Source organism: Fontibacillus phaseoli (assembly GCF_003337355.1).
GTDB lineage: Bacteria > Bacillota > Bacilli > Paenibacillales > Paenibacillaceae > Fontibacillus > Fontibacillus phaseoli.
In genome coordinates this window covers 26,556-37,896 of sequence record NZ_QPJW01000021.1, presented here as the reverse complement: position 1 = coordinate 37,896, position 11,341 = coordinate 26,556, and the positions used below count along the sequence as shown (strand labels likewise).

Below are 11,341 nucleotides of genomic sequence, written 5' to 3'. Positions count from 1 at the left end.
GGTTGGCGAATCATTCAATGCCCTTTTAGGGCTGGCCAGTAACAAAGGCTTTCAGCCGCAGAGCAAACCACCCGTTATACGGGTGGTCCTGATTGGTCCCGAGCCTAGGTCCCGAACATGCACGGTATCTTTAGACGGGTTGGCTTCATTGCGTCCATTCATGATACTCTATAAGAATACCAACGAGAGGGGAAACTTGGAAATGAAGATGAAGAAAATAACGGCATCCTTTTTATCGCTGTTTTTGGCGGTAACCTTGTTTGCTCCGACCACCTTTGCCGCCGCCAATCCGGTGTCGCTGCAAGTGGACGGGGAGAAGATCGGTTTTGACGAACATGCACCTGTAATCGAGCGCGGAACGGCTTTGGTACCTTTGGAAGAACTGTTCGAAGCATTGGATTTCAAGCTTGAGCAGGACGCCAAGACAAAGCAAGTCAAGGGCACGAAAGGTGACCTGATCTTTGAACTTCAAAACGGCAATAAAGCCGTAGTCAACGGAGAGCCTCTTCCATTGATCTCTGGGCCAAAAGTGATAAAAGGCGTTACATATCTTCCGGTACGTTCAATCGGAGAAGCGGCCGGATATGAAATCTACTGGGATGAGGTCTCGCGAACCGTTATCCTGAAAAGCAAAGAAGTCGCGGCCAGCGGCGGACGCGGATTTCTGTGGGAAGTACAAAACGCCGGCAATAAGGTATACTTGCTAGGCTCGATGCACATTGCGGACTCCAGCTTTTACCCACTGCAACCCGCTATTGAAAATGCATTTACTGAAGCCGACTTTCTGGGGGTAGAAATCGATATTGCCAAGGCTGCCGACCCGGAAACCCAGCAACTGGTGTTGAAGCTTGGATCTTATCAGGACGGAACCACGCTGAAGGATCATATTTCCGAAACTACCTATGCCAAACTGGGCAACATTCTGGCCGAAAACGGCCTCGACAAAAATGCGTTGGATGCCTTTAAACCATGGGTGGTCGAATCGACGCTTTCGTCGATCCAGGCTGCCAAGACAGGATATGAAGGGCAAACCGGGATCGATCTGTATTTTCTAACTAAGGCGATGGAGCGCAAACTACCGATTATCGAACTGGAATCGTATGAATCCCAGCTCGGGATGTTTAATAACTTCTCGCAGAAGCTGCAGGAAGACAACCTGCTTGCGGTGTTGAACAATTTCGATCAAGTCGACGACAGCGTGGGGGCCATGGCCGAGATGTGGAAAAAAGGCGACGACGAGGCCCTGCTGGAACTGGTCAAAGCAATGAGCAAAAACGAGGAATATAACAAGGCGATGCTCGTGGACCGGAACATTGGCATGGCCGATAAAATCGAAGGTTATTTGAAAGGCCAAGATTCCTCCGTTTATCTGATCGTAGTAGGAGCGGCGCATATGGCGGGAGACATCGGCATTGTCAACCTGCTTGAGGAGAAGGGATTTACCGTTACCAGAAAATAAATGATGACCGAGAAGCCGTCCGCTTTGCAGCGGGCGGTTTTTTGCTTTTCTCTTGATTGAGTTTTATCAAGAATGCGTTGCCAATGGTATATTAGATAAAAAATTGTACGCCTCAGGGGTGAACTCGCCATATTGCCGCTCGGCCATTACTATCCCGGAATCGGCTCGCTCGATGGAGCAAGCGGAAGTTTTGACTATGGAGAGGGTATCGATAATGAGACGATTTTGTACAGAACGATGGATGATGTCACGGTGCGTCTTCTTTTCCTTTCCTTTTTTTGACATGAGAAAAGGTTAAGGGTACAATACAGTTATGTTAGTGAGCACTAACATTCTTGGAGGGTAGAGAATGGAGACAAATGAGACATTGACGGATAGGCAGAAATCAACGAGTATGCGTAAATCAAAGAATAAGCAGAAGTCGATGGGTAAGCAAAAGTCGACCAGCAAGGATAAGCTGATGCAGGCTGCGCTCTCGCTGATGGCGGAAAAGGGCTACAACGGTGTTTCCACCAAGGAAATCGCGGCCGAGGCGGGGGTCAGTGAGATGACGCTGTTCCGCAATTTTGGCGGCAAGCTCAATTTGCTGGACGCAGCGATTGACCGGTTTTATTATACCGGTGCCATGGAGACGATTTTTGCGGAACGGCTGACGTGGAATTTGCGGAGCGATTTGCGGTTGATCGCCGAAACGTACCATGAAATCATGAACCGCAACCGGATGTGGATTCGCGTCGTTCTTCAGGAAGCGGAATTATCCGCCGTCCGGGAAAATGCCCAAAAGCACCCGAGTCAGCTTCGGGAACTGCTTACGGACTATTTTTCCGCGATGGCGGACAAAGGAAAGCTGATTCCGACCTCCCCCGAGGCGCAGGCGATCACGTTCATGTGGATGAATTACGGGGCGTTCATGACCCACCTGTACGGATCGGAAGGCATTACCCGCGTGGCGTTGACGGAGTTTTTGGATTGCAGCGTCGAATTGTTCGCCAGAGGGCTGACGCCTTAATTTTTGAGAGGAGTGGTTTAGATGATAGGACAAACAAAATCGGTGGGATTTCAAATCGGCGTGCGCCGGACCTTTCCCGTTTCTCGGGAGGCAGCCTGGACGTTCCTGCTTTCCCCGGAAGGGTTGAAGCTGTGGTTGGGAGATTTACCGTCACTGGAGCTTGAACCGGGACACCAATATATCACCGGGGAAGGAAACTTCGGCGAGATGCGCGTCATTAAGCCGTTGGAACAACTCCGCATGACCTGGCAAAGAAAGGGCTGGGCGCAGACGTCCACCTTGCAGATTCGACTCATTCCCAACCCGTCGCATGAAGGCAAGACGACGATCAGCTTTCATCAGGAGAAGCTGGCGGACGCGTTGGCCCGGGAAGAGATGAAGCGGCATTGGGAGGCCGTAACGGCCGAGATCATGGATCGGTTGCGGGGATAAACTGAATCAAAGCGGAGTAAAAACATATTCTGTTTTCTAATCAAACTCTAATGAACGTATAAAGACGCTCTAACCCGGCCTGAACTACAATAAGAATGCAGGCGGACAAACGCCAAAGCGCGCGCAATTCCTTATTTGTGGAGGTGGCTGTACATATCTATAAATTCATGTGTGGCAGGTGCAATCCCGTTGGAAAAAATTCTGATTATCGAAGATGAGAAACCGTTCGCAAGGCTCATGGAAATGGAACTGCAGTATGAAGGTTATGAAACGCAGACGGCCTATGACGGCCGGAGCGGACTTGAAATGGCGCTGAGCGATACTTATGATTACATTTTACTGGATCTGATGCTGCCGAACTTGAACGGGATCGAGGCATGTAAGCGAATCCGGGCGTCGAAATCGACCCCGATCATCATGCTGACCGCGCGCGATTCTTTAATCGACAAGGTCAATGGTCTCGACAGCGGTGCGGATGACTATATGCCGAAGCCGATTGAGATCGAAGAACTGCTGGCCCGGTTAAGGACGATCAAGCGGCGGGTTCGGGCCGCGGAGGCGACCGTTTATGAGACCGGCGATCTTGAGCTTAATGTCAGCGCCCACACGGCGACCCGAAGCGGGCAGTCCATCGAGCTTTCGGCGCGGGAATTCGAATTGCTTCATACGCTGATGAAAAACAAAAACCGCGCGCTTTCCAGGGAGACGCTGCTGGACCAGGTCTGGGGCACGCAGTTTATGGGACAAACCAATGTGGTCGACGTGTATATCCGTTACTTACGTTCCAAAATGGATGACGGGTTTGGGACAAGGCTTATCCACACCCTCCGGGGCGTGGGCTACGTTCTCCGGGATCCGGAAGAAGAGGGGCGGTAGGCCAATGAACTTTACGAAAAAAACGATGCTGCTGATCACCGCCGTCATTGCTTGTATATTGATCGTGATTAACAGCCTTGTTTTCGTGCTGTACCGCGACTGGTCTGCCCGCAGCGAGCAGCGGCTGCTGCAAGCACAGTTAAATGAAGTGAAGCAAAGGATCACTAATGTGACTTTTCTTCCTTCGTTACTGCATCCAGGCAGGGGCCTGAAGATTTTTCAGCCCGATCTGGATTCGTTGGAGTCCAGTCTTCATAAAGGCCAACGGCTGCAACTGATTGACAAGCATGGAGATACGCTGGCGAAGATCGACCGCGGCATGAGCGGCGAAGCGGTGTTGAAGGCGGAGCAAAAAGTGAGCTTGCCCGCTTACGGAACGGTCACCCTGGAAATTGCGGAAGACCGCGGGGCCTACGGAGCTTCGGTGAGACAGGTCGGAACTTTTTTATTCCTCGGAACCTTGCTCGGCATTGTTTTGACCGGTTTTTCGTCTTACATTATCGCCAAACGGACGATCGCTCCGGTAAGGCAAATTGCAGAGAGGGTGCGAGGCATGGACGAAGGGCTGCTGACCGAACGGCTGGAACTGCCGAAGCAGCGCGATGAAATCTACGTGCTGGCGGATACGTTCAACCAGCTGCTGGAACGCATTCACGCCGGGGTAGAGCGGCAGAAGCAATTTATCAGCGACGCTTCGCATGAGCTGAAAACCCCGCTTTCCATCATTGAAGGGCATGCGAAGCTGCTGATCCGATGGGGGAAGGAGAAGCCGGAGGTGCTGGAGGAGTCGCTCGGCTATATTTTGGCGGAGACGGCGCGGATACAGCTATTGTCCCAGCAACTGCTGATGGAAGCCGAGCTAGAAGAACGCCCGGTTTCCGTAGGACAAGAATGGACCGATCTCGCCGAGCTTCTGCAGCAGATTGTTGACCAAGGAGGCAGCCTGTATCCGGAAGTCGAACTGGCTTACGACCGTTCCGAGGGTTCTTACCTGGTGGGCGTTTCTCCGGTATTTTTGCAACAGGTGCTGCAAAATATCGTCATAAACGCCCTGAAGTACACGCCGGAAGGCGGACGCGTGCACATTACGGCATTTTCCGGACTGGGAGAGATTGCCGTCCGGGTTACGGATACGGGCATCGGCATTCCCTTTGAGGATCAGCCGCGGATTTTCGAGCGCTTTTACCGGGTGGACCCCTCACGTAACCGCAGCAGCGGCGGTACCGGTCTGGGTCTCGCCATCGTCAAAAAGATCATGGACCGGATCGGCGGCATAATATCGCTTGAAAGCACGCCGGGGCTCGGTACTTCGGTAAACATGACTTTTCCCAAAGTCATAGCGAATCCATCCATTTAATGAAGCAGGCCCGTTGGATTTCTATGATATAGTCAACTTGTATCCTATTAAAAGACTGCCATGGTATTACGGGGACGCGGACTACCGGGACTCCGATTCCCCAGCTCGAAATACTCGGACTCGCTGGAATTTTATACACTGAAAGTGGAGTAATCGCCAAAAACCGGACCTTGATTTTATTCAGGGTCCGGTCTTTTTCTTTAATAGAGATAATTTAGTGCTATTGGTTTTGCGCTATAAGAAACACCGCAAGAAGGACCGCGGCTACGCAGAACAACACAAAAAATGTAATTTTCCAAGGGCTGCGCGGCACGGTGCCGGAAACCAGTCCCGTCTGTGCGTTGACCATGTAGCGGTAAGGCTTGCCGCGGTAGGCGTAGCTCGCGTTCCACACCGGCAGCAGCAGGTGTTTATAGGTAAGACCGCTGTATTGAGTGCGCGTGTGCAGCCCGCGGATTTCATCGCCGCCGATCTGCTTCTCGATGCCGTCCTCAATCGCATGGTCAATCCGCGCTCTGGCTTCCTGCCAGCCCTCGTTGCGGGATACGGAATACTTCTCGGCCATAAAGCCGCTTAAGTATTCAGGCCGGTATTCTTTCAGCTTGGACAGGTCAAAGTTATCCAGCTTATCAAGCAATTTTCCGTCATACCGCCTGGAGGCCGGAACCAGCATGTCGTCGAACCAACGGTCATACTCTCCGCTGACCCGGTGCCAAACGGTGTATCGTTCCTGGGTCGTATACGTCTCGGTTTTGCCGTTGACGGTCCGGGTGTGCGTGACGGTGCGGTAATGGTAGTCGCCGCGCTCCGCCGTGTAGACCGAGTCGGTATCGGCGTCGAAGGTCCAGTAAGGGATATACAGGCCGGACAGGCGCGAAACGATGCTGCTTTTCTTGAAGGCGTTCGGCACGAACCAACGCTTGGATTTCCAAGTCTTGAACGAGGCCATGGCCTGTTCCATGGAAATCTGAAACGGAATGACCGTTTCCGGTTTAATGCTGGCCGATTCCTCGAGAGGCAACACTTTGGACGATCCGCAAAAAGGACAAATCGCCGCGGTCTCCAGCTCGGGCAGCACGATATCGCCGCCGCAACTTTCGCAATGCAGCGTCTGCTTCCGGAAGCCCCAATCGGTCCGGTCGGCATTCTCCTCATCTCTCTCCGTCAGATCCAGATCGTACTCGACGGGCGGGCTGCCCGAATCTTCAATGGCCTCTTCGCGGCCGCAATATTGGCATTTCAGGTTTTGCGCTTCGGAGTCGAACAGCATCGGGCCGCCGCAACCGGAGCAGGGAAACGTTACGGGAGCCTTCGCATTGGCTTCTTTGGGTGCTGAAGCTTCCATCGTCATCCCCTACACTTTCGTGCCGCAGCCGGAGCAGAATTTTGCGTTTTCCGCCAGCGGCGAGCCGCATTCCGAGCAGAACCGCTTAGGGCTGCCGGCCCCCGGGTCATTCCCGGCTGCTGCGGGGCCTCCGCCGTTCGCAGTCAGCCCCGGCTCGGCCGGCCGGTTCATCATCTGGCCCATCATCTGGGCCATCGCCATCCCGGCGCCAAGTCCGGCCCCCGTTCCGGCCGCGCCGGAGTCCGGGTTATTGGCCGCCTCGCGGATCGCCTCGGCGGTCTGATATTTCATGTACTGGTCCAGGTTGCCGGCGATATTCATCGACGATTTGCGGTCGATCATCTGCTCGACTTCCGGCGGCAGCGACAGGTTTTCGATCAGCAGCAGCGACAGGAACAGGCCCATGCTTTCGAAATGCGGCTGCAGGCGTTCCATCGCCTGAGCGCTCAGTTCCTCATAGGAAGAAGCCAGGTCCATGACGGGAATGCGGGATTCTCCGATCAAATCGCTGATGCCGGTGACCAGGATCGATTTTAAATGCCCCGAGATCTGCTCGGTCGTGAAATCGCTGCGAGTACCGAACAATTCCTTCAGGAACAGGGCCGGTTCCTTGACGCGGAACGCGTAATTTCCGAAGCCACGCAGCCGGATGGCGCCAAATTCGGTATCCCGCAGAATGACCGGGTTCGTCGTGCCCCATTTCAAATTGGTGAAGTTAGTCGTGCTTACGAAATACACATCCGCTTTGAACGGCGAATTGAAGGCATGCGGCCAAGACTTAAGCGCGGTTAGCAACGGCATGTTTTGTGTGGACAACGTGTAAGTGCCGGGGCCGTATACATCGGCGATTTGTCCCTCGTTCACGAACACCGCGGCTTGAGATTCGCGGACGATCAGTTTGGCGCCCATTTTGATCGCATTATCGTATACTGGAAAGCGGTACACCATCGTGCCGGAATTTGCGGATTCATCCAGCCATTCGATGACTTCAATAAACTGGCCTTTCAAAAAAGAAAACAGTCCCATGCTTCTACCCCCAAATACTTGAAGATTCTGCCTCCATTATACTTAAAGTTCGCGGGCAGGGATACCCGATCCGCAGATTCAAAGGATTTGCCATAAGCGTATGCAGGTTGAAGATTGCCGGGGCGAATCGCCGATATAGAATAAAAAAGTATAAAAAAAACACCAAAACAACAATTGTAAACGGTTCCAGGGGTGTCTAGACTGAGGTTACCGCAATCGGCGCGGGTACGGGAAAAACCGCGAATCCAGGAACCGGCCGGAGGAGAGAGCAGCATGAAACATTGGCGAAAATACATTGAACGAAACCGTTGGAGCATTTCGAAGATCTTGAATACGTCCTTTTTCCTGATGATTACGGTTCCGATCCTGCTCGTCACTTTGTATTCGGTAAGGTCGCTGAATTCCATTCTGTTGAACAATACGACTTCCCAGGCGATGCAGACGCTGGAACAGCAGTCGGACGGCTTTGATTCCAAGGCGCGGATGATCATCAATACCGTATCGGCCATTGCGAATGACGACCAAGTGATTTCGACGTCGGCAGCCATCCATAAAAACGATGGGGCCAGTAGTCAGTTCGATTTGCGGAGAGCGCTCGACAAGCAGTTGAACAACTATTTTCACTATACGCCTGACGTGGCGAGCGTACTGTTTTTTTACAAAGATCAAGGTTCGTATGCCTACAAAAGAAACATGGATGTCGATGTGGCGGGACTCCGCCGCATGGATTGGTACGAAGACACCGAAAAGCGGAAAAACAAGGTCCATCTCATGGGAATTCAGGAAAGCGCTTCAAGCATACCGGATGGCGGATATTATTTTACGGTGGCCGTGTCTCCGAAATACAGCACCTTATTTTACAATGTCGAGATGATCTATTGCGTGTTTCGTTCCTCCGATTTCATGGAACGGCTGGATGTGAGCGGCGGGGGCGGCGGGGATATTTACGTCGTGGGTCCGGAAGGCCAAGTGATGGCCTCGAATGATGATCAAGCGCTGCATGAGGGAATGGGCAACTATGAGTATCTGCAGCCGGCACTTTCCGGCGCGAAGGGCAGTTACGTAAAGACTGTGAACAACGTGCAGTCCTATGTCATCTATACGACGTCCGATTTGGGCTGGAAATATGTCAAGGTCGTGCCGTACGAGCAAATTATCAATCAGGTGAAAAGCGTGTTCGGCAAAATCATTCTTTTCTCGGTGGGCGGGCTGATCGTGTTTTTGATCGCTTCTTATTGGCTGGTGCGCAGCATCGTCAATCCGATTATCCGGCTGTTTAAAGGGATGACTTACATCAAATCGGGAAATTTGAAGACCCAGCTGGAAGCGTCGGGGCCGCTGGAAATCTATGTGCTCGGACATGCATTCAACGAAATGGTCGCCAACATGGACCGCTTGTTCGCCGAAGCCAAGGAACAGGAAGACCAGAAACGCCTGGCTGAAATCAGGGCGCTGCAATCGCAGATCAATCCGCATTTTCTGCTGAATACGCTGAATACGATCAAACTGATGGCAACGATCTCCAAATCGGAAAACATCCAGAAGATGACCGACGCTCTGACCAAGCTGCTGTCGTCCACATTTAATCGGGGAGGCATGTACGCCACGGTGGGCGAGGAGATTTCGCTGCTCGACGATTATATCCGGATTATGAAAATCCGCTACGGCGATTTATTCGATATCCATTACGACGTCGATCCGGAAATCGGGCAAGCCTACATTTTGAAGCTGCTGCTGCAGCCGATCATCGAGAACGCGATCATTCACGGTCTGCACGAAAGGGAAACGCGCGGAAACATTTCCGTCTTCGGAGAATGGGGAGATGGCTGCTGCCGCTTTACGATCGAAGATGACGGAGTGGGCATTCGCGAAGAGGAGCTTCCCTTCCTGCTGGAACGGAGAGTGAAGAGCAAGGAGAGCTTCAGCGGGCTTGGGCTAAGAAACGTTCAAGAGCGTATCCGGCTCAATTATGGAGAGGCCTACGGACTCGAGATAACCAGCGTTTGGGGCGAAGGGACGAGTGTCCTGGTAGTGCTGCCGTTGCTATGGGAAGCGCCCCATACCAAGGAAAAGGGGGAACGGGAATGATCAGGGTGCTGCTGGTGGATGATGAGCCAATCGTCCGGATTGCCCTGCGGGAATTGATCCCCTGGGAGCGGTTCGGCTGCGAAATCGCGGGTGAGGCCTCCAATGGCCGGGAAGCGTTGAAGCGGATTCAAGATGAAAGCGTCGACTTGGTGCTGGTAGATATGCAGATGCCGCTCATGAACGGCATTGAGTTTATGAAGGAACTCCGCAGCCTTGATGTCGGCGGGCGGATCGTGGCCCTTGTCTTGAGCGCCTATTCCGACTACGAGTACGTGAGGGAAGCTTTTTTGTACGGAGCTTGTGATTACGTGATCAAAAACGATTTGGAGGAGAGCAAAGTATCGCCCGTGATTCGAAATGCGGTCGATTTGATTCGGGCAAAGACGACCGAAAGTGAACGCAAAGAGCAGGAGGCCCGTTCCATCCGTCAGAAGCAGCAGGAGCAGTGGTTGTTCCAGGCGGTGCAGTCGGGTGGCGCCGGGCGTAGCCCGGCGATCTCTGTTCAGGGTGCCGACGACGGCCAGGAGCGGTTTCAGACGTGGTGGGGTGATCGGGTAAGTTTCCACTATGGCGTGGGCTGCGTACTGCTTGACCGGATGTATGGCCGGCCGCTCGGGATCCAGGACCAGCAATCCCGGTTTGTGATGCATACGATCAGGCAAGTGGTCGAAGGGTACGGGCTGGAAATCGTAATGGCTCCGCTATCCGTGCTGGAGTATGCGGTACTGGTGTTCGTTCCCGTCCGGCTCAGCGGCCAAGCTTTCAGAAGCCTGTTCACGGAAATAATGCATAAAGCATTAAGCCATCTTCAGCAATATGTCAATGTCAACGGCGCGGTTGGACTGGCCGATCCGTCCTCGAACAGGCAGGACTGGGCCGGTCTCTACCGGCAGGCCATGCATTTGGCGCAGCTGCGCTTCTTTCGCGGGAACGGCCAGGTGTTTTTTGCGGAGGCCATGCCGATTTCTGCGGCGGAGAGTCATGCTCATACCGGGGTGTGGAACATTCCCCGGCTGATCCGGGATATGGAGCAGGGGAATGCGGAATGGGAGCAGGAGTTGAATGCGGGCCTGAAGGTAATGACCGAAATGCGGCTTCTATCCGTTGAGGCTGCGTTGCAGCCTTACAAGGCATTGCTTTGGGAGCTTAGTTCGCTGTTGAGAGGTCAGGGGCTGGGTTGGCGGCAAATTACGGAACAGGACGAACCGCCGGTTAGCCGGGTGGAGTACATGAACTCCCTTGCCGAAATCAATGAGTACATCCTCACCCTCGCACGGCAGGTGGCACAGGCCGTCCATCCCGCGTTCCGGGCGGCCGAGACGGTGCCGAGACTGGTGGACAAGGTGAAGCAGTGGATCGATCTTCATTACAATGAGCCCTTGTCCCTTACGGGGGCCAGCGAGATGGCGGGTATCAGCGAGAATTACTTGAGCAAGGTGTTCGCCAAGGAAATGGGCGAGACCTTTATCGAATATGTGGCCCGAAAACGGATTGAAACGGCCATTCAACTAATGAAGAGCGGTATGAAGCTGTATGAGATCGGGGAGAAGGTCGGATATCCGAATCAAGGGCACTTTACGAAGGTTTTCAAGCGAGTTACGGGCAAAACGCCGTTGGAATACCGGGAAAACCTGAGATAACGAGCGGGATGCGCCACAAACGAAAGTGAATAGAAAGAGAGAAAAAAAGGATAAAAAGAAACAAGTGAAAGCGCATCCATCCTAGCTATAATGAACCATGAAAAGAACC

9 protein-coding genes are annotated in these 11,341 nt (G+C 53.1%); 7 read left to right on the top strand and 2 right to left on the bottom strand.

Going from position 1 to position 11,341, the window contains the following annotated elements:
• The first annotated feature begins 202 nt into the window (after positions 1-202).
• The 5 genes from DFP94_RS24700 to DFP94_RS24680 all read left to right on the top strand — a co-directional run bounded on the left by DFP94_RS24700 (position 203) and on the right by DFP94_RS24680 (position 5,133).
• The gene (locus DFP94_RS24700; protein WP_245955091.1) at positions 203-1,459 is read left to right on the top strand and encodes a TraB/GumN family protein; all 1,257 of its coding nucleotides are present in this window, start codon (positions 203-205) and stop codon (positions 1,457-1,459) included.
• Between the two features lie 349 nt (positions 1,460-1,808).
• Positions 1,809-2,468, top strand: coding sequence for a TetR/AcrR family transcriptional regulator (locus DFP94_RS24695; protein WP_342768279.1), 660 nt, complete (start codon positions 1,809-1,811; stop codon positions 2,466-2,468).
• Positions 2,469-2,489: 21 nt separating this feature from the next.
• Positions 2,490-2,900 (top strand): SRPBCC family protein, encoded by a 411-nt coding sequence (locus DFP94_RS24690; RefSeq protein ID WP_114499129.1) that lies wholly within the window; start codon positions 2,490-2,492, stop codon positions 2,898-2,900.
• Positions 2,901-3,089: 189 nt separating this feature from the next.
• Positions 3,090-3,776 (top strand): response regulator transcription factor, encoded by a 687-nt coding sequence (locus DFP94_RS24685; protein ID WP_114499132.1) that lies wholly within the window; start codon positions 3,090-3,092, stop codon positions 3,774-3,776.
• Positions 3,777-3,780: 4 nt separating this feature from the next.
• Positions 3,781-5,133: a sensor histidine kinase gene (locus DFP94_RS24680; protein WP_181873284.1), complete on the top strand. Its 1,353-nt coding sequence runs from the start codon at positions 3,781-3,783 to the stop codon at positions 5,131-5,133.
• Positions 5,134-5,353: 220 nt separating this feature from the next.
• Here the strand turns inward: DFP94_RS24680 and DFP94_RS24675 are convergent, their stop codons facing one another.
• Both DFP94_RS24675 and DFP94_RS24670 read right to left on the bottom strand, forming a co-directional pair.
• Complete coding sequence (locus DFP94_RS24675) at positions 5,354-6,478, bottom strand: TFIIB-type zinc ribbon-containing protein (RefSeq protein WP_245955090.1); 1,125 nt, start codon at positions 6,476-6,478, stop codon at positions 5,354-5,356.
• 9 nt (positions 6,479-6,487) lie between these two features.
• Complete coding sequence (locus DFP94_RS24670; RefSeq protein ID WP_114499126.1) at positions 6,488-7,504, bottom strand: SPFH domain-containing protein; 1,017 nt, start codon at positions 7,502-7,504, stop codon at positions 6,488-6,490.
• 273 nt (positions 7,505-7,777) lie between these two features.
• Between DFP94_RS24670 and DFP94_RS24665 the strand changes: the two genes are divergently transcribed.
• Entirely contained in the window at positions 7,778-9,592 is a 1,815-nt protein-coding gene (locus DFP94_RS24665) for a sensor histidine kinase (protein ID WP_114499125.1), read from the top strand.
• Positions 9,589-11,232, top strand: a complete 1,644-nt coding sequence (locus DFP94_RS24660) for a response regulator (RefSeq protein ID WP_181873283.1) — start codon at positions 9,589-9,591, stop codon at positions 11,230-11,232. The genes DFP94_RS24665 and DFP94_RS24660 overlap by 4 nt, the downstream gene beginning before the upstream one ends.
• Positions 11,233-11,341 lie beyond the last annotated feature (109 nt).

Coding starts and splice junctions, on each gene's coding strand:
- DFP94_RS24675 (WP_245955090.1), bottom strand. CDS start 6,478: ATGGAAGCTTCAGCACCCAAAGAAGCCAATGCGAAGGCTCCCGTAACG.
- DFP94_RS24695 (WP_342768279.1), top strand. CDS start 1,809: ATGGAGACAAATGAGACATTGACGGATAGGCAGAAATCAACGAGTATG.
- DFP94_RS24680 (WP_181873284.1), top strand. CDS start 3,781: ATGAACTTTACGAAAAAAACGATGCTGCTGATCACCGCCGTCATTGCT.
- DFP94_RS24670 (WP_114499126.1), bottom strand. CDS start 7,504: ATGGGACTGTTTTCTTTTTTGAAAGGCCAGTTTATTGAAGTCATCGAA.
- DFP94_RS24660 (WP_181873283.1), top strand. CDS start 9,589: ATGATCAGGGTGCTGCTGGTGGATGATGAGCCAATCGTCCGGATTGCC.
- DFP94_RS24700 (WP_245955091.1), top strand. CDS start 203: ATGAAGATGAAGAAAATAACGGCATCCTTTTTATCGCTGTTTTTGGCG.
- DFP94_RS24665 (WP_114499125.1), top strand. CDS start 7,778: ATGAAACATTGGCGAAAATACATTGAACGAAACCGTTGGAGCATTTCG.
- DFP94_RS24690 (WP_114499129.1), top strand. CDS start 2,490: ATGATAGGACAAACAAAATCGGTGGGATTTCAAATCGGCGTGCGCCGG.